We start from the raw sequence: 26,016 nt of genomic DNA, 5'->3' as shown, positions 1-26,016 counted from the left end.
GGTCCTCCTCACCTGTTGTTTTTGACCGGGGCGTCAGCCCGCGGCCCATGCATGTTCAGCAGATCTGGATCACCTCGAGATCCAGAAGCTTACCGAGTTTTTCGATTTTTCCGGCGATATGTCCGACGCCGACGGCACAGTGATGCGCCGGCCCTTCGGCGTTCCAGCTCTCGACGAAGCGGCGAGCGCCGATCTCGAATTTGTAGCGGCTGTTGGTATTGCCGATTTCCAGGATCGGTCCGGGCACGGACTCTCCCTGGGCGCAGAGCAGAACGATCCGCCCCTCACGCTCGATCACCGACAGAAGGGTCACCGGCCCATGCCTGACGGACATCTCGACGCTGACGCCGGATCCGACCTTGCCGTGATACACCATGAGCGGGCGGATCTTGGTCCTGCCTTCGGCGACCTTGATATGGCCGGGTCCGTCATGGCCCATGAGCACGACGTCCTCGCGAAAGTCCATCGCATAATATTCGGTGAAGGAGCCGCCCACGCCGAAACTGTCCATGATCTTCATGGCCTGGACGTTCTTGACCTCGTATTCTCCGGCAACCGGCACGCCCTGCGCCGTCAGCAGCGAGCAGCCGACGATCACCGAGGTGATCACGTCTTCATATTCATGGCCCGGCGTGGATTCATAGTAATAGGCGAGCGAGCCGAGCTTCCTCGCATCGACGAACTTGCGCAAGGCGACGGCGGTGCCGGCAGCCCTTCGAAGTTCGGCTGGATCGCAATCCGGATCGATGTCGAATTCCTGCCTGATGGTCGTCAGAGACAGAGCGATCTCCTCGTCCGTCGCCTCGCGCCGCAGGCGCGCCAACTCGTCGATCTCGACGATTTCGATGTGCGTGCCGAAGGCTGCCGCATGAGCGGTCAGATCGGAATAGATATCGAGCATGCCGCTGTAATAGCGGCCCATGACGCCGAGCCTGTTATGCGCCATCACATGGGCGACGCGTGCCGCATCGATCCAGCCCGCGATTTCGCGGTCGACGATCGGGTCGCCGTGCAGCATGCCGGTGATCTGGTGGAAGGCGACCCCCGAACGGCGAAACACATTGGCGATCTCAGGCACGGGACAAGCGCCGCAGTGGGCGAGCCATTCGCCGGTCATCTTCGTCCGGTTTCCAAGCGCGTTGAAGCTGCGATAGTCGATCGATGCTTCCGGCTGCAGGTTCAGGATGATGACGGGAACACGCGCACGCCGCACGACCGGAAGGACCGTGGACGAGAGCGCATAGGTCGTCACGTGCAGAAAGATGATATCGACATCGGCTTCGCGGAAACGATGGCCGGCGTCGAAGGCCTTTTCGGGCGTGTCGATCAGGCCGAGGTTGACGACCTCGATATCCGGCCGGGCCAGCTTGTCGGCCATCTGCCCGACATAACCCTCAAGCCTTTCCTCCAGCCCTTCGAATTGCGGCCAGTAGGCCGCGAGGCCTATCCCGAAGAGGCCGACCTTCAGCTTGCGATCCGTCATGCGCGCTCCGCCGTCAAACAGCAATGCGCAGGGTGTGGCAGCAGGCAGACGCCGGCCGCGCTCAGCAACGATGACACTGACTTTTTCTCCTCCAGGGCCGCAACTGGCTTGCGGTTTGGCGCCTCGGCGGCAACGCCGCTGCCGGCTCCATCCTCCTGTGAACCGTAGCATCACGGATGCGAGTTGACATAACGGTCTTTTCCCCAAAAATGATCGGAAGCATACAAAAAATGATCCTTGGCGATGGTCGATGACAAAGAACTATTTCCTCTATTTGCCCGATAATCGGCTGTGTTCTGCCTGGGGATGCACGGCGGTCTCTACGGGGCATACGAAAATCCTGCCTCATTCCGTCTATCCTCCGATCCGCCATCCCGATGATCATCATTTCGATTGGAAAAGAGGCCGGATCCTGCAGGCCTATCAGGTCATTCTCATCGCCGAAGGGCGCGGCCTTTTCGAATTCGGGCGCCGCGGCAAGACGCAGGTGGTCGAAGCTGGATCCATCGTCCTGCTGTTCCCCGGGGTCTGGCACCGTTTTGCGCCCGATCCGGAGCTTGGCTGGACGGAGAACTGGATCGAATGCCGAAGCACGGCCTTCGACTTTGCCCGCACTGCGGGACTGATCGATCCTTCACGCTCCGTCCTGCCGTCGACGCCGGAGATTGCGGCTGTGTTTGAAAGAGTCCACAGCCTTGCAGTAGAGGACGGACTTGCCAACCAGCCGCTGCTTTCGACACTCGGACTCCAGCTTCTGGCTCTGCTCTCACAACAGAGAGAACTCACGGCAGCGGCGCCCGCGGACCGGCTGGTGGAGCGGGCTCGCATGCTGCTGATGGAACGGTGTACGCAGCGGATTTCGGTCGAGGATGTGGCGGGAGAACTCGGCGTCAGCTATTCATATTTTCGGCGGGTCTTTCGCGAAAAGACCGGTGTCTCACCGAAACAGCACCTCGTTTCACTCAGAATCCGCCGGGCGCAGGATATTTTCGCCAACACCGACAAACCCATCAAGGAAGTCGCCGGTCTTCTCGGCTTCAGTTCCGCATTCCATCTCTCGTCGCAGTTTCAGGATCTCGTCGGCTGCAGTCCATCCGAATATAAGCGCCGATCGATCGGCGGCGATTGAGTCGGCGAAAGACAAAGTGAGGTGCAATAGGCGGAGCACCGCCGTGCTGGGTGGCACGTTCTCAGTTTGAAGGTGTCTCGCAAAGCGGCACGGGCCGCGGCGGCGGGGCGGGATGATCCTGTTTGTACTTGACGATGACCGGCTCCAGCTTTTCCTTCGGCCAGAACTGCGGAGAGCCGATTTCGCCGAGGCACGAAGCGTTCCAATATGATCCGGCCTTTTCCGGCGGCTGGCCCGATGTAACCGCGCGCGCGACCGCGCTGATGTCGCGGGCTTCCGGATAGATGTAGAGGGTGGTCGGATCATCCTTCACCATCGACAGCACTTGCGGGGCTTCCTCGGGCGACCAACTGGTGCAGCCGTCGCTGCGGCCGCCCGCATAGGTGACAAGCTTTCCGAACGGCACATAGCCCTCACGATTGGCATAGGGGCTTTCCGGCTTTTTCTGCATGCATATGCCGGAGACGAGCGCCGCGGCATGTCCGCCGATGGCGCGCTGCCTGGCGTTCGCCGTCTCGCCGACACCGTCGAACTGAAGGAATGAGCGGGTCAGAACCGTCTCCTGATCGGCAGAAGCGCCGTAATAGCCTTTGAACGAGGTCTTGATCTCACTCGTCAGATAGGCGCCGCCCGCCGTCAGGTTGGAATCCATCGCATTGCCGAAATTCCTGGCGCACTCCCGGCCATTGGAGAAGTTGACGACGCCCTTCAGGTTGCGGCCGCCGCCATGTCCCGCCGATATCACCCGGAACGACTTTTCCGCCTCGCAGATCATGTAGAAGCGGCCGCCTGCTGTTCCGTCGGTGAGATCGTTCGGCCGTGTGGCGTCCATCGCGAAATAGCAGGAGTTCCTGACCTTTCCCTCCGCGATCTTCTGCTGGTAAAGCGCCCGAGCACGCTCCAGAACGACGGCGGCGATCTGGCCTTTGCCTTCGCCGACATATCTGGCCAGCCAGCTTGGGACCGGCGATGTTTTCCCTAAAGCCAGCGCCGGGCCTGCAACCAGGAGCGATGCGAGGATCGCGGTGAAGGCAAGAGATCTGGGAAGGCTTGTTCTAAAGGGCATGCAGCAGTCTCCTGCACATTGGGCAATCATGACATGACGCCACGAGCAATAGCGGATTCGCGTTTGTTTGGCACGAGGCCCGACGGTCTGCAATCCTGCTCCCGCAGTCCTTAATACTGACTTCGAACGCCAGCGCTTTGTCGAATAGCGCGGCATGGCCGGCAGCCTGCGAAGTCCGAAAAACTCCGATGCTGTTTCAGTGACAGGTTCGAACCGTCGTCGCGCCAGAACGCAATGATGTGAAATATATTTCAGCGTGTGAATTTTATTGACACAAATGCGGCTTTGCGATTAGCTGCACATACCGGACTTCGAGGAGGAAATCCGGGCTTCAACGCGATCAGCGGCGTCGTTTCGGCGCCCTCGGGCTTTTTGGGAGGGGCTTCGGCCTCGAGGAGGACTTTTGCGCACTTTTCTCACGACGACCGCAATGGCGGTCTTGGCAACAACCCTTTTTGCCGGCTCCGCCGCCGCTGCGACGGAGAACCCGTTCCGCTGCAAGCCGGGCGAAAAATACGTCATGAACGTCATGGTCTCGGGCGTCGAATATTGGTTCCCGGTTTACGAGATGTTCAAGCAGGCGGGGCAGCAGCTCGGCTGCGAGACCGAATATACCGGCACGCCGGAATATGACGTCAACAAGCAGATCGCTACTTTCGACCAGGCGCTGGCGCAAAATCCGGCCGGCATTCTCGTTCATCCGATGAACTCCGACCCGTTCATCGAGCCGATCAACCGCGCCATCGGCCAGGGCACGGCGGTCGTTACCTTTGCAGCCGACTCGCCGCTCTCCAAGCGCGTCTCCTTCATCACCTCGGACAATACGCGCGAAGGCACCTATGCCGCCGATGCGATCGCCGAGAAGATGGGCGGCAAGGGCGAATATGCCGTTCTGGAAAACCCCGGCCAGGACAACCACGACAAGCGCATCGCCGCCTTCATCGCTCGCATGGAGGAGAAGTGGCCTGACATGAAGCTCGTCGGCCGCGCCGCGTCCAACCAGGATCCGACCAAGGCCTATCAAGGGCTTTCCAGCCTCATCCAGGCGAACCCGAACCTTGGGGCGGTCTTCATGCCGGAAGCGAATTCCGCAATCGGCGCCGCGCAGGCCAACAAGGAAACCGGCGGCAAGGTTCTCGTCATGTGCGCCGACGTCAATGCCAACATTCTCGACATGATCAAGGCCGGCGAAGTCTTCGGCTCGATCAACCCCAATCAGGGCATGCAGGGTTACATGGGCTTCATGCTGCTGTGGCTCGCCAAGCATCCGGAACTGATCGACCCGATGAACGACGCCAAGCGCTCGGGCTTCAACCCGATGAGCATCCCGGTCGTCGACAACGGCCTCTCGATCGTGACCGCCGCAAATGCCGACGACTTCTACTGGGACAAGTATCTGAAGCATCGCGGCACCAAGGGCATCGAGGAATAAGACCCCGACAGGGCCATCCGCGCTGCCTGGTGCGGATGGCCGAGATGGAGAGGGAGGAAGATGATGGCGGAGCCCGTGCTCACCATTCATGGTGTCACCAAGCATTTCGGGGCGGTGAAGGCGTTGACGGATGTCGACTTCACCCTCGAACGCGGTGAAGTCCATGCGCTTTGCGGCGAGAACGGCGCCGGCAAGTCGACGCTGATGAACATCATCGCCGGCGTGCTGCAGCCGACCGAAGGCGAAATCCGGGTCGACGGCAAGGCTGTCCGCATTTCCTCTCCCGCCGCCGCCCAGTCTCTCGGCATCGGCCTGGTGCACCAGGAAATGGCGCTCTGCCCGGATGCCACGGTTGCCGAAAACATGTTCATGGCGGCGACAAACCGCCGCCGGGCGCCGCTCATGAACTACCGCGGGCTGGAGCGCGATGCGCAGTCGGTGATGAACCGGCTTGCCGCGATCGATGTCCGCCGCAAGGTTGCCGACCTGCCGATATCAAGCCAGCAGCTGGTCGAGATCGCCAAGGCGCTGACGCTCGATTGCCGCGTGCTGATCCTCGACGAACCGACGGCTGCCCTGACCGAGACCGAGGCGCAACAGCTCTTCTCGATCATCCGCGACCTCAAGGCGAACGGCATTTCGATCATCTATATCAGCCACCGCATGGCCGAAATCTTCAGCCTCTGCGACCGGGTCACCGTGTTTCGCGACGGCCGCTACGTCTGCACCGACCGCATTGCCGACGTGATGCCGGATGACGTGGTGCGCCGCATGGTCGGCCGCGAGATTACGCAGCTCTATCCCGAGAAGCTCGGTGCCGGCGAAATATCAGGCGAGACCATTCTCGAGGTCGACGGCATCAGTGACGGGGTGCGTTTTCACGGCGTCAGCTTCGGCCTGCGCAAGGGCGAGATCCTCGGCATCGGCGGCCTCATCGGCTCCGGCCGCACGGAAATCGCCGAAGGCATCTGCGGGCTGCGGCCGCGCACGGCAGGCACCGTCCGCCTGCACGGCGACATGAGGCCGATCCGCGCCTATTCCGATGCGGTGAAAGCAGGGATCGTCTACCTGTCCGAGGACCGCAAGGGGTCGGGCGTCTTTCTCGAAATGTCCATCGCGCAGAACATATCGGTGCTGGATCTGAAGGCGCTCACCAATTCGGTCGGCCTGCTGAACGGCCGCGCGGAGGCCGCGCTGGCCGACGATTTCGCCCGGCGGTTGGCCGTGCGCATGAGCGGCATCGAGGCGCCGGTGAAATCGCTTTCCGGCGGCAATCAGCAGAAAGTGGCGATCGCCAAGCAGCTCGCGGTGAAGCCGAAGGTCATTCTGATGGACGAGCCCACGCGCGGCATCGATGTCGGCGCGAAAGCGGAGATCCACCGTCTGCTGCGCGAGCTCGCAAGCTCGGGCATCGGCATCATCGTCATCTCGTCGGAAATGCCGGAGCTTCTCGGCCTTTCCGACCGTCTGCTGGTCGTCCGCGAGGGACGCATCGCCGGCGAACTCGGTGCCGACGAGGTGTCGGAAGAGGCCGTGATCCGCCTTGCTTCCGGAATGGGCAGCGCAAGGGCGGCAGATCATGCCGCGTGAAGAGAACATGGGAGAGAGGGAAATGGCAATCGACACGATGGCGGCAGGCCTGCCCAGGACGTCATCCTTCAAACGCATCGCCACGATGCGCGAGGCGGGGCTGATCGCGATCATCCTGGCGCTCGGCATAATCATGAGCTCCGCGTCGCCGCACTTCCTGACGCTCGGCAATTTCCGCGCCATGCTGATGAGCTTCTCCGTGGAGGGTATCGTCGTCGTCGGCATGACGATCCTGCTCATCGTCGGCGGCATCGACCTTGCGGTCGGCTCCGTCGTCTGTTTCGCGATGGTGCTTTCGGGCTCGCTCTTTCTTGCCGGGCTCGATCCGTGGACGGCCTCGCTTGCCGGCATTCTTGCCAGCAGCGCCATCGGCGCCATCATGGGCTTCTTCGTGACCGTCGTCGGCCTCAACCATTTCATCACGTCGCTGGCGGGCATGGTGATCGTGCGCGGCCTCTGCCTCATCATCACCAAGGGCACGCCGCTTTCGCTCTTCACGCTGCCGGCCGGCTTCAAGGCGGTGGGGCAGGGCACGTTCTACGGCGTTCCCTACGTCATCCTGATCTTCGTCGCCGTCGTCATGCTGTTCGATTTCCTGCTGCGCCGGGCGACCGCCTTCCGCAAGGTGTTCTACACGGGCAGCAACGAGAAGGCGGCGCTCTATTCCGGCATCAAGACGAACCAAGTGAAGTTCTGGGTGACGGTGCTGTGCTCGACGCTCGCCGGCGTCGCCGGCGTCATCTACATGTCCCGCTTCGGCGCGGCGACGCCCACGTTCGGCGTCGGCATGGAGCTGAACATCATCGCAGCCGCGGTGATCGGCGGAGCCTCGCTGAACGGCGGCTCGGGAACCATCCTCGGCGCCATTCTCGGCATCGCGCTTCTTTCCCTCGTCACCTCGTCGCTGATCCTGCTAAACGTTTCCGTCTATTGGCAGGACATGATCAAAGGATGCATCCTGCTTGCCGCCGTATCCATCGACCATTTCCTGCACAAGCGGAAGGCCGCCTGACATGCCGATCGCCAAACTGAAACCCAGGACGACAGCCCCGCGCGAAGAAATCGTCATCGCCCGCCAGATGCACCAGGCGCTCGTCCTGCATTTTCTGGAGGGTCTGACGCAGGCGCAGATCGCCGATCAGCTCGGGATCTCGCACGCCACCGTCAACCGCCTCATCAAGCGGGGCCGTCAGCTCGGCCTGGTCGAGATCAAGATCAAATCGCCGATCGAACCGCTTGTCGATATGGAGGAACGGCTTTTGGCGCTCGGCGGCATCAGCCGCGCGGTCGTGGTCCCGACCGTCTCCGACAATCCGCAGACGGCGCTGCAGGCGGTCGGCGAGGCGGCGGCCCGCCTGCTACTCGAAGAAATCGCCGACGGCGATACGATCTGCATCACCGGCGGCAAGGGCGTCAGCGCCGTCGTCGCCGGCCTCCAGGCGCCGCGCCGCTTCGATGTCGAGGTCATCCCAGCCACCGGCTGCGTGCAGGGCAAACACTATACCGACGTCAACCACGTCTCGACGCTGATGGCCGACCGGCTTGGCGGGCGCTCCTACCAGATCCATGCGCCGCTCTTTGCCGATGACGCCGAGCAGCGGTCGATGCTGATCAACATGCGCTCCGTCGCCGACGTCTTCCGGCGGGCGCGGGAAGCGAAGGTCGCAGTGGTCGGCATCGGCTCGATCCTGACCGACGATTCGAGCTATTACGACCTGCACCCTTCCTCCAGCACCGATCGCGCGGCAATCGAGCGTTCGGGCGCCAGCTGCGAACTGCTCGCCCATTTGCTCGACGATCACGGCCGCGTTTGCGACTACAGCCTCAACCGGTCGCTGGTTTCGCTGACGCTGCCGGAATTCGCCTCGATCCCGACGAAGATCGGCGTCGCCAGCGGCCCGAACAAGGCCGGGCCGATCCTCAGCATCCTGCGCGGCAACCACCTCGATACGCTCGTCACCGACGAGGCGACGGGCGCACGCATTCTTGAACTCGCATCCGAGGAAGGATTTTCCGCATGAGCGGCGAACAGTTGACCCGTGAAATCGGCCGCTCCGGCGTCAAGGCCTCGGCCGTCGGCCTCGGCACCTGGGCGATCGGCGGCTGGATGTGGGGTGGCACGGACGAGACGGAATCCATCGCCGCCATCCAGGCCTCGCTCGACGCCGGCGTCACGCTCATCGACACGGCGCCGGCCTACGGCCTAGGCCGGTCCGAAGAGATCGTCGGCAAGGCGCTTGCCGGACGCCGCGACAAGGCGGTGATCGCCACCAAATGCGGGCTGGTGTGGCATACCCAAAAGGGCAACCACTTCTTCGAGCAGGACGGCAAGCCGGTGCACCGCCATCTCGGGCGGGACTCGATCGTTCACGAGGTGGAGGAAAGCCTGCGCCGCCTCGGCACGGACCATATCGACCTCTACATCACCCATTGGCAGGACCCGACGACGCCGATCGAGGAGACAGTCGCGGCGCTGGAAGAGCTGAAACAGGCCGGGAAGATCCGCGCGATCGGCGCCAGCAACGTCAACCGGTCGGAACTCGAGCAATATATCGAGACCGGCTCGCTCGACGCGATCCAGGAGCGGTTCAGCATGATCGATTGTCAGATCGAGGCGGACCTGCTGCCGCTCACCATCGCCAACGGCGTATCGACGCTCAGCTATTCCTCACTGGCGCTCGGCCTGCTTTCCGGCGCCATCGGGCCCGAGCGCGTTTTTTCCGGCGACGACCAGCGCAAGGACAATCCGCGCTTTTCCGTCGCCAACCGCCGCAAGGCCAAGGATTTTGCCGAGGCGATCCGGCCCGTGGCGGAGCGCCACGGCGCCAGCATCGCGCAGACGGTGATCGCCTGGACGCTGGCGCAGCCGGGCGTAACCTTCGCGCTTTGCGGCGCGAGAAACCCGGCGCAGGCGCTCGACAATGCGCGGGCGGGAACGCTTCGCCTTTCAACCGCCGATCTCGTGGCCATCGACACCGCCATATCGGCGCAGCTCGCCACCATGGACGGATAACGGACGCCATCATGAACCGTGTGGAAACAATGGACGGGCTTCGCCAAAGCCCGAAGGTGGACGTTTGCGTCCTCGGCGGCGGCATCAACGGGCTCAGTGTCTTTCGCGAGCTGGCGCTGCAAGGCGTGAACGTCCTGCTCGTCGAGCAGGGCGACTATTGCTCCGGCGCAAGTGCCGCTCTCTCGCGCATGGTCCATGGGGGCTTGCGCTATCTGGAGAATGGCGAATTCAGCCTCGTGCAGGAATCGCTCGTCGAGCGCGACCGGCTGCTGCGCAACGCGCCCCATTATGTCGCGCCCTTGCCGACGACGGTTCCGGTTTTCGACATCTTCTCCGGCCTTGCCAACGGCATCGTGCGCTTCCTCGGTCTCACCCGCCGTCCGAGCCGCCGCGGCGCCGTGGCCATCAAGACCGGGCTCGCCATCTACGATTTCCTGACGCGCAAGCGCGCGCTGATGCCCCGCCACCAGTTCCGCGGACGCCGGGCGACGCTCTCAAAATGGCCGGCGCTCAATCCCGGGACCCGCAGCTCCGCGACCTATTACGACGCCTGGGTGAGCCATCCGGAGCGGATCGGCATCGAACTGCTGCGCGACGGCCTGTCCGCTGGGCCGAATGCCCGGGCCTTGAACTATGCGATGATCGAGCAGGCCGGGGCGGGAGACTTTCTGCTGCGCGACGGCATCGCCGGGGAGACGCTTCGCATCCAGCCGAGGCTGGTCGTCAACGCGACCGGCGGCTGGATCGACATCGTGAATGGATCGCTCTTTCCCGAAGCCGCGCGGCCCGCCCCGCTGATGGGCGGCACCAAGGGGTCACATCTCATCATCGACAATCCCGCGCTCCGCGACATGCTCGGCGGGCACATGATCTATTACGAGAACGAGGATGGGCGCATCTGCATCCTCTTTCCCTATCTCGGCAAGGTGCTGGTCGGCTCGACGGACATTCGCGTCGACGACCCCGGCACCGTGCGCTGCGAAAGCGACGAGCGCGACTATATCCTGCAATCGCTTGCCTTCGTGCTGCCCGGCATTCGCATCCGGCCGGAAGAGATCGTCTTCCAGTTTGCCGGCGTGCGTCCGCTGCCGGCCAGCAAGGACAGTTTTACCGGACGCATCCCGCGCGACCATTTCTGCACCGTGATCGAAAGCCATGATGGAGGCCCGCCGGTGCTCTGCATGATCGGCGGCAAGTGGACGACGTTCCGCTCCTTCGGTGTGCTGGCGGCCGACATGGTGCTGGAACGGTTCGGTCGGCCTCGGCGCGTCGATACGGCGGAAAGGGCATTTGGCGGCGGGCGTGCCTTCCCGAAAGACGGCGGCGGCTGGGTGCGTGACCTTGCGGCGTCGGCGGGGATTTCCGTCGATCGCGCTTCGATCCTCTTCGAACGTTACGGCACCGATGCGGAGGATGTCGCCGGCTTCATCGCGGCAGGCCCCGACCATCCTTTGCCGCATCCCGGCTACAGCCTCCGCGAAGTCAACTATTTGATCGGCGCCGAAGCCGTCGAGCATCTGGACGATCTGCTGCTGCGCCGCACGACCTTAGCGATCTCCGGCGAGCTGTCGCTCGACATGGCTGACGCCGTGCTCGGCCTGCTGGCCGCCGAGAGAGGCTGGCCGGCTGAGCGCGCCGCCGAAGAGCGCATCCGCTTTCTCACCATCATGCGCGAGCGCCACGGTGTGGCGGAGGCAACCCTTTCCGCAAGGAACGAACGAAGGAGTGAATTATGCGAGACAACCGCAAGGTCCGGATGAACCGGCTGTTCGGCAACGGCCGCTGCCTGGATGTGGCGATCGATCACGGCGTCTGCAACGAACCGTCCTTTCTCGACGGGCTGGAGAACATGCCGGCCGTCGTCAAGGCGCTGGTCGATGCGGGACCGGATGCGATCCAGATGAATTACGGCCAGGCCGACCTGCTGCAGGATCTGCCCGGCAAGGACAAGCCGGCGCTCGTCATGCGCATCGACCTGGGCAATCCCTATAACCGCATCCGCCACCGCGACATGTGGGCAGTGCTGCAGAACGAAGCGGAGCCGCTGGTCGGCGCCTTGCAGATGGATGCCGCCTGCGTGGTCGTCAACCTGTTCATGCTGCCGGATGAGCCCGATCTCTTCCGCCAGTGCGTGCAGAACATTTCGCGCGTCCGGGCGGACTGCGAGAAATACGGCATGCCGCTGATGATCGAACCGCTCGTCATGCAGCCGGTCACCGAGCGCGGCGGCTACATGGTGGACGGCGATGCCGACAAGATCGTCACCCTGACGCGGCTCGCCCGCGAGATGGGCGCCGATATCGTCAAGGCCGATCCGACGACGAATGCGGAGGATTTCCACCGGGTGGTCGAGGCGGCGCGATGCCCGGTGCTGGTGCGCGGCGGCGGCAAGGAGGATCTCGGCGCCGTCTTCGCCAAATCCGCTTCCTTGATGCGGCAGGGGGCGATGGGCATGGTCTATGGTCGCAACATCTACCAGCATGCCAATCCGAGCGCCGTCGTGCGCGGGCTGATGGCGATCATCCACCAGGATGCGAGCGGCGAAGAAGCCATTGCGATCTATCGCCAAGGCTGAGGCGCTGGAGCAATTCCCGGAAAAGCGTGAAGCGGTTTATCTTTGGAATTGCGTAGGCAATGACAGAACCTTGGGAGGGGTTCGCGATGGGAGAATATCTGTTGGGGCTCGACGCCGGCAACACCGTCATCAAGGCGGTGATCTTCGATCGCGCCGGCCGGGAAGTGGCCTATGCGGGAGAGGAGGGGCATAGCCGGATGCCATGTCCCGGCCATGTCGAGCGCGATCTCGGCGAGCTTTGGGCCAACGCCAAACGCGTTATCCGCACCTGCCTCGAGCGGGCAGGCATTGCTGCGGCCGATATCGCCGCAATCGGCTGCGCCGGCCACGGCAACGGGCTTTATGCGCTGGATCGAAATGGCGAACCCTTCCTCGGCATCCAGTCGCTCGACACGCGGGCGACCGGGCTCGTCGAGGAATGGGTGGCCGAGGCTGTCGGCGATCGCACCTATCCGATCGCCCGCCAACGGCCCTGGCCCTCGCAGACGCCAACCCTGCTCGCCTGGCTGAAACGGTATCGGCCGGAGGTTTTCCAGCGCATCGGCACGGTGTTCTGCTCCAAGGATTTCGTCGTCAACCGGCTGACCGGCGAGCGTGTCAGCGAAATGTCGGATATGTCAGGGGCAGGGCTGCTCGATCTCGCCGCACGCCGTTATGACCGCACGCTGATGGAAGCTTACGGCCTCGGCGACTGCATGGACCTGCTGCCGCGGCTGATCGAAAGCGCCGACATTGCCGGCAAGGTGACGGAAGAGGTCGCGGCGGAAACCGGCCTTGCCGCCGGTACGCCGGTTGTCGGCGGGCTGTTCGACGTTGTCGCCTCTGCACTCGGCTCGGGCGTCTCGCGCACCGGCAGCGCCTCGATCATCGCCGGTACCTGGAGCATCAACCAGGTCATCATCGACCGGCCCGATCTCGGCAGGCCTGTCTTCATGTCCTCGACTTTCGACCGCACCCGCTGCATGGCGATGGAAAACAGCGCCACGTCGGCCGCCAATCTCGAATGGCTGGTGCGGGAATTTTTCGATGGCGAGCATGCGGAGGGCGTCTCGCCCTTCGACGCCTGCTGCGCGCTGGCGGCGGAAATTCAGCCGGCTGCCGACGACCCGCTCTATCATCCCTATCTCTACGGCGCCCAGCAGGACGGCCATGCGCGGGCCGGCTTTTACGGCATTGCCGGCTGGCACACCAAGGGACACATGATCCGCGCCCTTCTCGAAGGCGTCGCTTTCGGCCACCGCCACCATGTCGAGACGCTCCGCACAGCCGGGGCCGTCTTCGACCAGGCGGTGCTGTCGGGCGGCGGATCACGCAGCCGCCTCTGGCCGCAGATCTTTGCCGATGTGCTCGGCGTGCCGGTTTCTGTCGCCATCTCCAGGGAGACCGGGGCCCTCGGTGCGGCGATTGCGGCAGGAACCGGCGTTGGCCTGTTTGCCGATTTCACGGAAGGCGCGGATGCCATGGTGCGCATCGACCGGCACTATCGGCCGAATGCGGCGCTCGCCGCGCATTACGGCCGGCGCTACGCGCTTTACAATGACATAGCGGAAGCCATGGCGCCGCTCTGGCGGCGGCTTTCGGCAGCCGAACCTACGGCAACGGGAGCTGCGGCGTGACCATGGGTGGTAATGAAACGCCGATGGACGAGGGAAGCTACGATTTCATCATCGTCGGCGCCGGCTCCGCCGGCTGTGTTCTGGCAAACAGGCTCTCGGCCGATCCGAAAGCCCGGGTGCTGCTGCTCGAGGCCGGAGGCACGGACCGCTATCACTGGGTCCATGTGCCGATCGGCTATCTCTACTGCATGGGCAATCCACGCACCGACTGGATGATGAAGACGGCCGCCGAGGCCGGGCTCAATGGCCGCGCGTTGAACTACCCGCGCGGGAAACTTCTCGGCGGCTGTTCGTCGATCAACGGCATGATCTACATGCGCGGGCAGGCGGCCGATTATGACGGCTGGCGGCAGGCCGGCAACGCCGGTTGGGGCTGGGACGACGTGCTGCCCTATTTCCTGAAGTCGGAAGACAATTACCGCGGCAAATCCGCCATGCACGGCGCCGGCGGCGAATGGCGCGTCGAGCGCCAGCGTCTCTCCTGGCCGATTCTCGACGCCTTCCGCGATGCAGCGGAAGAACTCGGCATCCCGAAGACCGACGATTTCAACGATGGCGACAATGAAGGCTCCGGCTATTTCGAGGTCAACCAGAAGGGCGGCCTGCGCTGGAACACGACGAAAGCCTTCCTGCGGCCGGCGATGAAGCGCAGAAACCTTCGCGTCCTGACGGGTGCCGAGACCGAACGGCTGGAGTTCGACGGCAAGGCCGTCGCCGGGGTGTGCTTCCGCCTCGGCGGCCGGCTCCGCATCGCCCGCGCGTCCCGCGAGGTGGTGCTGTCGGCAGGGGCCATCAACTCGCCGAAAATCCTGGAACTGTCCGGCATCGGCCGGCCGGAGATTCTCTCAGCGCTCGATCTTCCGGTTCGTCACGCCCTTCAGGGCGTCGGCGAAAACCTTCAGGATCACCTGCAGATCCGCACGGTCTTCAAGATCGAAGGCGCGCGCACCCTGAACCAGCTTTATCACAGCCTCTTCAGCCGCGCCGGCATGGGCCTGCAATATGCCGTCAACCGGTCCGGTCCGCTTTCGATGGCGCCGAGCCAGCTCGGCATCTTCGCCAAAAGCGATCCGGCGGTTGCGACGGTGGACCTCGAATATCACGTGCAGCCGCTCAGCACGGACCGCCTCGGCGAGCCGTTGCACCGCTATCCGGCAGTCACGGTTTCCGTCTGCAATCTCCGGCCGGAAAGCCGTGGCACGGTGCACATCACGACAGACGACGCCAGCCAACCGCCGGAAATCCGACCGAACTATCTTTCGACGGCCGGCGACCGGCTGCTCGCGGCAAAATCCATCCGCCACGCCCGCAGCCTGATGCGGGCGAGGGCCATCTCCCGCTTCAACCCGCAGGAAATGCTGCCGGGCCGGGAATATGAGAGCGACGAGGACTTGATCCGCCGCGCCGGCGACATCGCCACGACGATCTTCCACCCTGTCGGCACCTGCAAGATGGGCAGCGATCCGATGGCGGTGGTGGACACGCAACTGCGCGTGCACGGCGTGGGGAAGCTCCGGGTCGTCGACGCCTCGATCATGCCGACGATCGTTTCCGGCAATACGAACTCGCCGGTGATCATGATTGCGGAGAAGGCGGCGGAAGCGATCCTGAACGGCGATTAGAACCAGTTTGATGGCGGCGCCTACGGCATCGGCCCGCGGGCGCCGCCATCTGGCTTCGATCAGATGCTGTCCGGCACCCTGCCATCGGGCGTCAGATCGTCGACGGCGCGCGGAAGCTCACGAGACAAGCGCGAGACGATCTCTTCCCGACTGAGACCGGTCTTCTCAGTCAGTTCCGACAGAACTTCATCGCCCAATGCATCGGCAAGATCGGGACTTTCGATCGGCTGGTTCGGCCCGGGTTTGACCCAGGAATCCGCCACATCGCCGCGGCCGTTTTTCGTCAACTGATCCACAAGTCCGCCCAGGCCGCCGCTGAGAATGCCGCCGGCGGACCCGCCGCGAATGAGATCGCCGAGGCCACCGCCTCTCGTCAGGTTGCCGAGGATATCGCCAAGGCCACCCTGCGCGGTTCCGGGGGCCACTTGGCCCGGGGAGCGCTGGCCTCCCTGGGTCAGGTTCTTCAGAATTTCATTGATCTTGTCACGATTCTGGTATCCTGCGACCGCGAGGATGCCGAGCAAGGCGGTAAGATTGCGGTTCATGGTGATCTCCTCCAGTTTTTGACCAAAGGAAACCTGCAGAAGAGATTATGGTTCCATCGACCAGAGCGGCGGGCTCAGCGGCCGTTTTCCTTGCGCCAGGCCTGGTATTTCTGCCGGTGCTCGTCCTTCGTGCAAGGATAGAGGCCGATAATAGTTTCCCCAGCCTTGACCTGCTCAAGGACAAAGTCCTCATAGTTTTCCATATTCGTGCATTCATCGGCGATCTCGTCGGCGAGATGCGCCGGGATGACCATGACGCCGTCGCGATCGCCGACCAGTACGTCTCCTGGAAACACCGCCACGTCGCCGCAGGAGATCGGCACGTTGATATCGAGCGCTTCATGCAGAGTGAGATTGGTCGGAGCGGACGGCTTGGCGTAATAGGCCGGCATATCGAGCGCTCCGATCCCCGCGGCATCGCGAAAGCCGCCGTCCGAGACGACGCCGGCCGCGCCGCGCAGCGCCAGCCGGGTGATCAGGATCGAGCCGGCCGTTGCGGCCCGCGCGTCCTTGCGGGCATCCATCACCAGCACCTGCCCCGGAGGGCATGTCTCCATCGCAACTCTTTGCGGATGGTTCGGATTCTGGAAGACGGTGATCGGATTGCGGTCTTCGCGGGCGGGTATGTAGCGCAGCGTGAATGCCTGTCCCACCATCACCTCCGCCTTGGGCGCCACGGGCACGACGCCCTGGATGAACTGGTTTCGAAGGCCGCGCTTGAAGAGGGCGGTCGCGATCGACGCGGTGGAGATCTTCTTGAATTTCGCCCGGGTCGCGTCGCTCAGCACATAGTCGGTCATGCTCATTTCTCCCTCAATAAATGTCCGGTTCGCCGGCGCTTTTGCCGAAGCCGGTTTCAAGAAAATCGAAGTCGCAACCCTGGTCGGCCTGTGTGACATGGCGGGAGAACATCCAGCCGTAGCCGCGCTGGAAATGCGGCTCCGGAGCCTTCCATGCATCGCGGCGGCGGAGGAGTTCGGCCTCGTCCACCAGCATGTCGAGCCGGCGGTTCGGCAGGTCGAGGCGAACGATGTCGCCGGTTCTGAGCAGCGCCAGCGGGCCGCCGACATAGCTCTCGGGCGACACGTGCAGGATGCAGGCGCCGTAGGAGGTGCCCGACATGCGCGCGTCCGAGATGCGCAGCATGTCGCGATGCCCCTGCTTGATCAGCGCCTTCGGGATCGGCAGCATGCCCCATTCCGGAAAGCCCGGTCCGCCCAGCGGCCCGGCATTGCGCAGCACGAGGACGTGGTCGGGCGTGACATCGAGATTTTCGTCGTCGATCGCCTTCTTCATGTCGGGATAGCTGTCGAAGACGAGCGCCGGCCCCTGGTGCACATGAAATCTCGGGTCGCAGGCCGCAGGCTTCATGACGGAGCCGTTGGGGCAGAGATTGCCGCGCAGGACGGCGAGCGATCCCTCGTGATAGACCGGGTTGGAAAGCGGCCGGATGACGTCGTCATTATAGACCACCGCGCCGATCAAATTCTCGCCCATGGTCTTTCCGGTGACCGTCATCGCCGTCAGGTCCAGCCTGTCTTCGAGCTGTTTCATCAGCGCCCTGAGGCCGCCCGCATAGAAGAAGTCCTCCATCAGATAGTCTTTGCCGGAAGGGCGGACGTTGGCGATGAGCGGCGTCACCCGTCCCAGCAGATCGAGATCGTCGAGCGTCAGGTTGATTCCGGCGCGCCGGGCCATCGCGATCAGATGGACGACGGCGTTGGTGGAACAGCCGGTCGCCATGGCGACGATCGCCGCGTTGCGGCACGCCGCTTCGGTGACGATCTGGTCCGGCCTCAAGTCTTCCCAGACCATTTCCACGATCCGCCGGCCGCAGGCGGCCGACATCCGCTGATGATTGGCGTCGACGGCGGGAATGGACGATGCCCCCGGCAGCGTCAGTCCCATCGCATCCGCGATCGCCGTCATGGTGCTGGCGGTTCCCATCGTCATGCAGGTGCCGGCCGAGCGGGCGATGCCGCCCTGAACGCCGAGCCATTCCGCATCGGTGATGTTGCCGGCGCGGCGCTCGTCCCAATATTTCCACGCGTCCGAGCCGGAGCCGAGAATCTTGCCGGCGTAATTGCCCCGCAGCATCGGCCCGGCGGGCAGGTAGATCATCGGCACTCCGACCGACAGCGCGCCCATGACGAGGCCCGGCGTGCTCTTGTCGCAGCCTCCCATCAGCACCACGCCATCGAGCGGATGCGAGCGGATCATCTCCTCCGTCTCCATCGCCAGCATGTTGCGGTAGAGCATGGAGGTGGGTTTGGTGAAGCTTTCGTCGACCGACAGCGACGGCAGCTCGACAGGGAAGCCGCCGGCCTGGGAGACGCCTCGCTTCACGTCGTGCACGCGTTCCTTGAAATGGGCGTGGCAGGTATTGAGCTCCGACCAGGTGTTCAGGATGCCGATGATCGGCTTGCCGCGGAAATCTTCCTCGGCGTAGCCGAGCTGCATCATGCGCGAGCGATGGCCGAAGCTGCGAAGGTCATCAGGCGCGAACCATCGCGCGCTTCGCAGCATGTCCGGCGTTTTTCTGTGTGTCATGAGGATACCTTCTCGGGATGGGAAAATTGCATTCGCGGCTATTCCTTCATTCCCCATTTCTGGATGGTGTGGCGCTCGATCGTCTGGAAGACCAGATTTTCGACGATCAGGCCGATGATGATCACGGTCAAGAGGCCAGCGAAGACTGCCGGAATATCGAGAAGGTTGCGGTTCTCGAAGATGAACCAGCCAAGGCCTCCCTGGCCCGAGGAGACGCCGAAGACGAGCTCGGCGGCAATCAGCGTGCGCCATGCGAAGGCCCAGCCAATCTTCAGGCCGGTGAGAATGGAAGGGAAGGCGGCCGGCACGAGGATCCGCAGCACATAGGAAATCCCCGTCAGGCCGTAATTGGCGCCGACCATGCGCAAGGTGCGCGAGACGCCGAGGAAACCGGAATGGGTATTCAGCGCCACCGCCCACAGAACCGAATGCACGAGCACGAAGACGAGGCTGGAGGCGCCGAGACCGAACCAGATCAGCGCCAGCGGCAGGAGCGATATCGCCGGCAGCGGGTTGAACATCGCCGTCATCGTTTCGAGAAAATCCGTGCCGATGCGCGTGTTGATGGCGAGCACGGTCAGGAGTGCGGCGAGCACGGTGCCGAGCGCATATCCCATGAACAGGATCTGCAGCGTCGTCCAGATGCGGGCCGGCAGCGTGCCATCGGCGAAGCGATCGACCAGCGTGACGATCGTGTCGCTGAGCGTCGGGAACAGAAGGGGATTGTCGAGATAGGAGGCGTAGACCTGCCAGACGATTGCCAGCGTGAGGATCAGCAATGTCTTGCGCAATGCGCCGACGCCCCAGAGCGTTTCGAATGCACTGAGCCTCTGTTCGACCGGTTTGACGTTGTCGTAGGGCTTGGCGGCCTCGACATCGGGCGCGAGAATGATGTTTGCGGACAACATGGTTCTATTCCTTGTGGCCGGGTTCCGAGGGGAACAGCAGGTTATGGACGTCACGCTCGAGCGCCGCGGCGCTGCCGTCCTCATGGCTGACCTTGTCGACATCGACCACTTCCGCCTTGACCCTGCCCGGGTGCGGCGACAACAGCAGGATCCGGTTCGAGATCTTGATCGCTTCGGCAATCGAATGGGTGACGAAGATGACGGTGAACTTGGTGTCTTCCCAAAGCTGGAGCAGCTCGTCCTGCATTTGCCGGCGGGTGAGGGCATCGAGCGCTGCGAAAGGCTCGTCCATCAGCAGGATATCCGGCTGCATCGCCATGCCGCGGGCAATGGCGACGCGCTGCTTCATGCCGCCGGATAGTGTGTGGGGATAACTGTCGACGGCGCGCGTCAGCTTCACCTTGTCGATATACTCGCGCGCCAATGCTTCGGCTTCGCCTTTCGGCAGCTTGCGGGCGACCAGCAGCGGAAACATGACGTTCTCGAGCACGGTTTTCCAGGGCATGAGCTGGTCGAACTCCTGGAAGACCATCATGCGGTCAGGCCCCGGACACTTCACCTGCCGCCCATTGATATGGATGGAGCCAGCCGACGGCGCCATGTAGCCGCCGACAGCTTTCAGAAGCGTTGACTTGCCGCAGCCGGACGGGCCGAGCAGCACGAACCTGTCGGATTGGCTGACGGAGAAACTGACGCCCTCGGTGGCGGTGACCAACAGGTTCGGGGTCTTATAGCGCAGCGTCACATTGTCGACCTTGAGAAGGGGCTCTCTCTCGGCCGCCGGGGCGGTCTCGTTGCCGGTGCGGGCAATGGCCTGAAGCATTGGAATTACTCCTTGAAGAGGGGGAGCGGCGGGTTTTAAGCGCCGCTCCCAGGTGCCGTCAGTTGCCGTTGAGATAGGCGGAGTCGGGCAGGTAATAGTCGGTCCAGGCTTTCGGCATGGTCTTGAGCGTACCGATCTTGTGCAGGTGCTCGGCAAACTTCATCGTACCCTGCGGGTCGGTGCGCCATTCATCCATGCCCGGTTCCTTCAGCATGGCGAGCAGATCATCGAGGCTGGTCTTGTCGCCCGATACCGTCTTGTAGGCTTCCAGGGCGGCCTTGGGGTCTTTCTTGATGAAAGCGACTGCTTCTTCCGTCGCTTCGCGCAGCGCCTTGACGATCTTCGGGTTGGCATCGGCGAATGCCGTGGTGGTGAAGAAGGTCGCCTGTGTCAGCGCACCTCCGAGAATCTCCTTGGAATCGGTCACCCTGTGCACGCCTTGCTGCTTCAGTTCGATATATTGGAAAGGCGGCGCCGAAAAATGGTTCTTCACTTCGTGGTTCGGGTTGGCGATCGCAGCAACCGCGTCCGGATGTCCCAGCTGAACGGTGTTGGAATCGAATGACTTGACCTTGTCCTCGCCGAACATTTTCGCCGCCGCCATCTGCAGCAGGATGGCCTGGGTCGACACGCCGACCGTCGGCACGGCGATCTTGTCGGAGGGGGTAATGCCCTTGAGGGACTTGATGCGCGGGTCATTGCTGACCATGATCACCGGCTGCGCGGAGCTGGTGATGATCCCCTTCACTTTTCCTCTGGTGCGGTCCCAGAGCAGAAGCAGGTTACCGGTGCCGGTATTGACGACGTCGACATTGCCGGCCAGCAAGGCATCCGTCTGAGCGCCGCCGCCGCTGAAGGTCCGCCATTCGACAGTCACATCAGCCACACCCTCGGCGGCCGCGTGCTTTTCGATCAGCTTCTGCGTCTCCATGACGTGGCTGGCGAGATAGAGGATGCCCGGCTGGCGGGTAATCGAGATAGCGGTCTTTTCCTCCGCCTGGCTGGCCGAAGCAAGGCCGAGTGTCAGGGCCGCGGCCGCAAGACAATGTTTTAGAATTTGCATCTGGTCCTCCCAAAGGATGCGGGCGAGAGCCCTCTGCCGCCCCTCCCGAGGCGGATTTCTTCATTGAAGCACTAATGCATCAGTGCATCAACCCAAAAAATGTGATCTAGTCGATTTGCACGAGGCGGAAGAAGGGCAGGGACATGAGCGGAATGGTTCGGGAAAGCCAGTTGGATCGGTCACGACAGGTGGCGCTGCAAATCCATGAGATATTGCGGGCGAGGATACTGACGGTGGAACTTGCGCCGGGGACGGTATTGTCCCGCGCCTCGCTGCAGCTGGAATTCGGCGTGAGCCAGACCCCTGTACGCGATGCCTTGATGCGGCTTCAGGAAGAAGGACTTGTTGAAGTTTATCCGCAATATGCGACCGTTGTCGCCAAGATCGACACCGACCATGCGAGGCAGGCGCAGTTTCTGCGGCTATCGATCGAGCTTGAGGCGGTGCGGCGGTTGACCGAAGAGGCGCCAGGCGAGACGGCGGCGGAGCTGCGCGAGATTCTGGCGCGGCAGAAGGCGGTTCAGTCTCCGGAAACTTATGACATCTTCGACGACATTGACCGCGATTTCCACCGGAAGCTCTACGAGAAGGCGGGCATATTGCAGCTTTGGGCCAATGTCAGGCGCCAGAGCGTGCATCTCGACCGGTTGCGGCGCCTCAACCTCCCGATGCCGGGCAAGATGCAGACAGTCCTTGCCGACCATGAATCCATCGTCGACGCCATCGCGTCGGGTAATCCTGAAGCGGCGACGGCGGCGCTCAGAAAACATCTGTCCGGCACACTGTCGATCATCGATCTGATCAAGGCGCAGTACCCGGATTACATTCGCGGTTAAGGCCTGCCGAACGCCCGACGAAAAGTATGCCTCACGCAATCTCCCGGCGTTAGGGTTCCTCAATGCCCGCCAGGGTGGCGACGCATGATCTCTATCGAGAGAGGTTTCCATGACGATGAGGAAATATACAGCGGAAGCAATTGGCACGTTCTGGCTGACGTTTGGCGGCTGCGGCAGCGCCGTGATCGCGGCAGGCCTGCCGAATGTCGGAATCGGCTATCTCGGAGTGGCGTTGGCGTTCGGGTTGACTGTCGTGACCATGGCCTACGCGATCGGCCATATCTCGGGCTGCCATCTGAACCCGGCCGTCACGATCGGCCTCGCAGCCGGCGGACGGTTCCCAGCAAACCAGATTGCCCCCTATATCGTCGCTCAGGTAGTCGGCGCCGTTATCGGCGGCGGCGTGCTTTACCTGATCGCCAGCGGCAAAGCCGGATTCGATCCCTCCGCCGGCTTCGCTTCGAACGGCTACGGCGAACATTCACCCGGCCAATACGGCCTGTTTGCATGTTTCCTGGCAGAACTGGTGCTGACGGCGGTATTCCTGCTCATCATCATGGGGTCAACGCACGGCAAGGCGCCTGCCGGCTTTGCGCCGCTTGCCATCGGTCTCGGACTGACGCTCATCCACCTGATCAGCATCGATGTCACCAATACATCGGTCAATCCGGCGCGCAGCACCGGTGTGGCGGTCTTTGCCGGCGGCTGGGCCGTTCAGCAGCTCTGGTTGTTCTGGCTGGCGCCGATCGCCGGCGGGGTGATCGGCGGCGCGCTTTACCGCTGGCTCAGCCATGAACCCGATGGTGTCGTCATCGGAACCGCACCGGCGGAATAGACCGGGAAGGATACCGCGACCGGCCCTTGCCGCGTCGGTCGCGGCGGATCTGCTGACGGCGTTGCGAGACGCTGCATCCATAGTTAGGTTGCAGGGCACACGGCCAGCGGGATTTCAAGGAAAGGTAATGATGCGAGACAGCTTGTTGCCGGCCGCTGTGATCTTCATCTCAGCCCTCACCATTGCCGGCGCCATTCTCCTTCGCCCCAACGGCTTCGATCGGTGCCTGCATATCGTTTCGGCCGACATCAACCGCCAGGCCGGCAGCGCGACGCTGGACCCGAAGGACGTCGAAGCGCAGGGGCCCGGATTTGCGCCGGCAATGGCGCCAGGTAACCTCTCCCCCGTCGCACAACCGCACTGGAAGTCTACCCTCCGCTCATCCGCAACAGCTCGCGGACGTATCCGCGGCGCAGCTTTTGCGCAGCAAAACGAGACTGAACATCGGCAGCCTCTGCAGCCGTATCGAAGAATTCGATCTTCTGCCGGCCATCCGTGCCGATCCTGCCCCAGCGGCGAACAAGCGCGGTGCCTCCGAATAAGCTTGGCTCGACGGACAGGCTGTAGAAACGCGCCATATTCCGAGCGTGATCAATCCTGTAAAGCAGCGTCATTTCGGTGTCGGCATCCATGTTCGCATCATCGGCCGCACTGTTCCCGGCGTCCAACGAGTTTCCTGAATCGATCCCGGCTGATTGATTCATCTGCGTGATGCATTCTGCTGCCTGACGGTTGTCATGACCCGTCGGGCTCACCAGAACATGATGCGGCGTAATCGGAAAGACAGAAGTTTATTATATCGATATCGGCGAATTCCGGCCTGGTGCTTGGCGTTGTGAAACTGAACACCTCTGGCGCCTTGCAGCGGTTCAGGGCATCCTATGATGGCTGAAAATTGTGTTTATGGCAGTTGGAGGAAGGCCGATGCGTTGCTTTACCGTGCTTGGACCCTCGCAGACCGGAAAATCGACAGTCGTGGAAAAGCTCGGCTCCCTGGAGGGGACGCCGAGAAAATCCAGCTCCCCTTATGGATTGAACCTCACAGAGTTCACCTTCGGAAACGAGGCGTGGTGTGCACTGGATGCGCCAGGACCGAACGAAGCGTTGGCGCATGCGCAGCACGCGCTTCTTGCCAGCGACGCCTGCATACTGTGCGTTTCATCCGCACCTGAGGAGGCGGTGCTCGCCGCGCCCTATCTCAGGATCGTCGAAGCTTCGGGGACGCCTTGCATCCTCTTCGTCAACCGGATGGACGAACCGAGAGGGCGGTTGAGGGACGTGATCGCCGCGCTTCAAGACTACGCCAACCATACCCTTTTGCTTCGCCAGATCCCGATCCGCGAGGGGGACAGGATCGTAGGCAGCTGCGATCTGATTTCGGAACGGGCGTGGCGCTATCGGGAAGGCCAGACTTCGGCGCTGATCGCAATCCCCGAAAGCACTGCCGAACGCGAGCACGAAGCGCGCACCGAGCTCCTGGAACATCTGTCCGAATTCGATGACTGGCTTCTCGAGGAACTGATCGAGGACCGCGAGCCATCCAGCGACGCGCTCTATGCCATTTCATCACGGGTTCTCAGGGAAAACAGAATTATCCCGGTCCTGATCGGTGCTGCAAGTCACGGCAACGGCATGATGAGGCTGATGAAGGCGCTGCGCCACGAGGCGCCGCCGGTAGCGGTTCTTCGGCAGCGTCTCGCTCATACGGGAACTGTCGATGAAGGCAAACTGGTGGCCGTGAGCTTCCATGCCTATCATCGCCAGAATGTCGGCAAGACGGTGCTCGTGCGCGCACTTGGCGAGGGACTGCGGCAAGGCGCATCACTGGGCGGCTCCAGCCTCGGCGCCGTACAAAATCTCGCAAACGGGCGGTCCAATTCGGCGGTTCTGCCGGCACCCGGGGATGTCTTCGCGACGGTCAAGTCCGACCACCTGTCCGTCCCTTCGCTGTTAACCTCCGGCGCGGTGATCGCCCCGCCCGAGTGGACGGAACCACCTACGCCGATGCTTGAAAGGATTCTCATTCCGGGCAGCGAGCGCGATGAAAACAAACTTTCCGAAACGCTGGCGAAACTTTCGGAGACGGATCGCGGTCTGAAGGTCTTGCAGGAGGAAGGCACGGGCGCTCAACTCGTCCGCGCCCAAGGGCCGGTGCATCTGCGTGATCTCTGCCGAACGCTGGCCGATGTCTTTCACATCTCCGTGACCGACCGAACGCCCAGCCCAACCTACCGCGAGACGATCGCCAAACCATCGGAGGTTCATTACCGCCATCGCAAACAGACCGGCGGTGCCGGGCAATTCGCGGATGTGAAGTTGAGCATTCACCCCAACGAGCGTGGCCAGGGCTTCACCTTTGGCGAAACCGTCAAGGGCGGCGCCGTTCCGCGCAATTACTTCCCGGCCGTCGAAGCGGGCGCGCGCGAAGCGATGGAAAAAGGACCGCTAGGCTTCGAAGTCATCGATGTCGGCGTAACGCTGTTGGACGGTCAGCACCATACCGTCGACAGCTCGGAACACGCTTTCCGGACTGCGTCGAAAATGGGGGTGCGACAGGCGTTTTCCGAAGGATCGACCGTTTTGATGCAGCCGATCTTCCGTACGGAGTTCCACATCCCTTCGGTCTATTCAGGCAGCCTTGTCCAGATCGTCGCCGGTCTCAACGGTCAGGTTCTCGGCTTCGACCGTGATGAAGCCGCCAAGGGATGGGACATCTTCCGGGCGCTCGTTCCGGGCGGCGCACTTGAAGATCTGGCGCGGTCGCTGCGCTCGGCGACGCAGGGCATTGGTTATTTTTCCAAGAACTTCGACCACTTCGAGGAACTATACGGCAAGGAAGCGGACGCTATTGTGAGGGCAAAGGAGAAATCGGGCACCGCACACTGAAACGTTCGCATGACTTCATGCTCGTTCACAGAGCCGGGCTCACG

At 62.8% G+C, this 26,016-nt stretch carries 22 protein-coding genes; 13 read left to right on the top strand and 9 right to left on the bottom strand.

Features of this window, described 5'->3' with window-relative positions; all coding sequences use genetic code 11:
• Window positions 1–55 precede the first annotated feature (55 nt).
• Complete coding sequence (locus ATY77_RS07270; RefSeq protein ID WP_088686748.1) at window positions 56–1,483, bottom strand: arabinose isomerase; 1,428 nt, start codon at window positions 1,481–1,483, stop codon at window positions 56–58.
• Between the two features lie 250 nt (window positions 1,484–1,733).
• Between ATY77_RS07270 and ATY77_RS07265 the strand changes: the two genes are divergently transcribed.
• Window positions 1,734–2,612, top strand: a complete 879-nt coding sequence (locus tag ATY77_RS07265) for an AraC family transcriptional regulator (protein ID WP_088686747.1) — start codon at window positions 1,734–1,736, stop codon at window positions 2,610–2,612.
• 61 nt (window positions 2,613–2,673) lie between these two features.
• On the opposite strand, the gene ATY77_RS07260 is transcribed toward ATY77_RS07265, so the two are convergent.
• Window positions 2,674–3,678, bottom strand: coding sequence for a hypothetical protein (locus ATY77_RS07260; RefSeq protein ID WP_088686746.1), 1,005 nt, complete (start codon window positions 3,676–3,678; stop codon window positions 2,674–2,676).
• A 403-nt stretch (window positions 3,679–4,081) separates the two neighbouring features.
• On the opposite strand from ATY77_RS07260, the gene ATY77_RS07255 reads away from it, so the two are divergent.
• From ATY77_RS07255 to ATY77_RS07215, 9 genes are all read left to right on the top strand, one after another.
• Complete coding sequence (locus ATY77_RS07255) at window positions 4,082–5,110, top strand: substrate-binding domain-containing protein (protein ID WP_088686745.1); 1,029 nt, start codon at window positions 4,082–4,084, stop codon at window positions 5,108–5,110.
• Between the two features lie 63 nt (window positions 5,111–5,173).
• Entirely contained in the window at window positions 5,174–6,700 is a 1,527-nt protein-coding gene (locus tag ATY77_RS07250; RefSeq protein ID WP_088686744.1) for a sugar ABC transporter ATP-binding protein, read from the top strand.
• A 22-nt stretch (window positions 6,701–6,722) separates the two neighbouring features.
• Entirely contained in the window at window positions 6,723–7,712 is a 990-nt protein-coding gene (locus ATY77_RS07245) for an ABC transporter permease (RefSeq protein WP_190237595.1), read from the top strand.
• A gap of 1 nt (window position 7,713) precedes the next feature.
• Window positions 7,714–8,721 (top strand): sugar-binding transcriptional regulator, encoded by a 1,008-nt coding sequence (locus ATY77_RS07240; RefSeq protein WP_064685329.1) that lies wholly within the window; start codon window positions 7,714–7,716, stop codon window positions 8,719–8,721.
• Entirely contained in the window at window positions 8,718–9,713 is a 996-nt protein-coding gene (locus ATY77_RS07235) for an aldo/keto reductase (protein ID WP_088686743.1), read from the top strand. Before ATY77_RS07240 ends, ATY77_RS07235 begins: the two co-directional genes overlap by 4 nt.
• A gap of 11 nt (window positions 9,714–9,724) precedes the next feature.
• Complete coding sequence (locus ATY77_RS07230) at window positions 9,725–11,473, top strand: glycerol-3-phosphate dehydrogenase/oxidase (protein ID WP_190237594.1); 1,749 nt, start codon at window positions 9,725–9,727, stop codon at window positions 11,471–11,473.
• Entirely contained in the window at window positions 11,446–12,288 is an 843-nt protein-coding gene (locus ATY77_RS07225; RefSeq protein ID WP_088686742.1) for a class I fructose-bisphosphate aldolase, read from the top strand. The genes ATY77_RS07230 and ATY77_RS07225 overlap by 28 nt, the downstream gene beginning before the upstream one ends.
• Before the next feature lie 86 nt (window positions 12,289–12,374).
• A complete protein-coding gene (locus ATY77_RS07220; protein ID WP_088686741.1) occupies window positions 12,375–13,904 on the top strand; it encodes an FGGY-family carbohydrate kinase in 1,530 nt (509 codons plus the stop codon).
• 2 nt (window positions 13,905–13,906) lie between these two features.
• Window positions 13,907–15,526 (top strand): GMC family oxidoreductase, encoded by a 1,620-nt coding sequence (locus ATY77_RS07215; protein ID WP_088686740.1) that lies wholly within the window; start codon window positions 13,907–13,909, stop codon window positions 15,524–15,526.
• A 59-nt stretch (window positions 15,527–15,585) separates the two neighbouring features.
• Here ATY77_RS07215 and ATY77_RS07210 read toward each other — a convergent pair whose 3' ends face one another.
• From ATY77_RS07210 to ATY77_RS07185, 6 genes are all read right to left on the bottom strand, one after another.
• Window positions 15,586–16,071, bottom strand: coding sequence for a YidB family protein (locus ATY77_RS07210; RefSeq protein WP_088686739.1), 486 nt, complete (start codon window positions 16,069–16,071; stop codon window positions 15,586–15,588).
• Window positions 16,072–16,145: 74 nt separating this feature from the next.
• A complete protein-coding gene (locus ATY77_RS07205) occupies window positions 16,146–16,871 on the bottom strand; it encodes a ribonuclease activity regulator RraA (RefSeq protein WP_088686738.1) in 726 nt (241 codons plus the stop codon).
• Window positions 16,872–16,884: 13 nt separating this feature from the next.
• On the bottom strand, window positions 16,885–18,621 hold the full coding sequence (gene araD, locus ATY77_RS07200) for an L-arabinonate dehydratase (RefSeq protein WP_088686737.1): 1,737 nt from the start codon (window positions 18,619–18,621) through the stop codon (window positions 16,885–16,887).
• 38 nt (window positions 18,622–18,659) lie between these two features.
• Window positions 18,660–19,529 carry an ABC transporter permease gene (locus tag ATY77_RS07195; RefSeq protein WP_088686736.1) on the bottom strand — a complete coding sequence of 290 codons (870 nt, stop codon included), beginning with the start codon at window positions 19,527–19,529 and terminating at the stop codon, window positions 18,660–18,662.
• A gap of 4 nt (window positions 19,530–19,533) precedes the next feature.
• The gene (locus tag ATY77_RS07190; RefSeq protein WP_088686735.1) at window positions 19,534–20,352 is read right to left on the bottom strand and encodes an ABC transporter ATP-binding protein; all 819 of its coding nucleotides are present in this window, start codon (window positions 20,350–20,352) and stop codon (window positions 19,534–19,536) included.
• 58 nt (window positions 20,353–20,410) lie between these two features.
• Window positions 20,411–21,415 carry an ABC transporter substrate-binding protein gene (locus tag ATY77_RS07185; protein ID WP_088686734.1) on the bottom strand — a complete coding sequence of 335 codons (1,005 nt, stop codon included), beginning with the start codon at window positions 21,413–21,415 and terminating at the stop codon, window positions 20,411–20,413.
• A 143-nt stretch (window positions 21,416–21,558) separates the two neighbouring features.
• On the opposite strand from ATY77_RS07185, the gene ATY77_RS07180 reads away from it, so the two are divergent.
• Together ATY77_RS07180 and aqpZ are read left to right on the top strand one after the other, a co-directional pair.
• Window positions 21,559–22,251, top strand: coding sequence for a GntR family transcriptional regulator (locus ATY77_RS07180; protein WP_088686733.1), 693 nt, complete (start codon window positions 21,559–21,561; stop codon window positions 22,249–22,251).
• Window positions 22,252–22,360: 109 nt separating this feature from the next.
• Complete coding sequence (gene aqpZ, locus ATY77_RS07175) at window positions 22,361–23,086, top strand: aquaporin Z (RefSeq protein ID WP_088686732.1); 726 nt, start codon at window positions 22,361–22,363, stop codon at window positions 23,084–23,086.
• Window positions 23,087–23,454: 368 nt separating this feature from the next.
• Here the strand turns inward: aqpZ and ATY77_RS07165 are convergent, their stop codons facing one another.
• A complete protein-coding gene (locus ATY77_RS07165; RefSeq protein ID WP_245314304.1) occupies window positions 23,455–23,790 on the bottom strand; it encodes a WGR domain-containing protein in 336 nt (111 codons plus the stop codon).
• Between the two features lie 220 nt (window positions 23,791–24,010).
• Here ATY77_RS07165 and ATY77_RS07160 point away from each other — a divergent pair, with 220 nt between their 5' ends.
• A complete protein-coding gene (locus ATY77_RS07160) occupies window positions 24,011–25,972 on the top strand; it encodes an elongation factor G (protein WP_088686730.1) in 1,962 nt (653 codons plus the stop codon).
• The last annotated feature ends 44 nt before the right edge of the window (window positions 25,973–26,016 follow it).

The sequence above is a fragment of the Rhizobium sp. R634 genome, assembly GCF_002211305.1.
Taxonomy (GTDB): domain Bacteria; phylum Pseudomonadota; class Alphaproteobacteria; order Rhizobiales; family Rhizobiaceae; genus Rhizobium.
The sequence above is the reverse complement of the archived record's forward strand: the minus strand, read 5'-3'. Positions and strand labels throughout refer to the sequence as shown.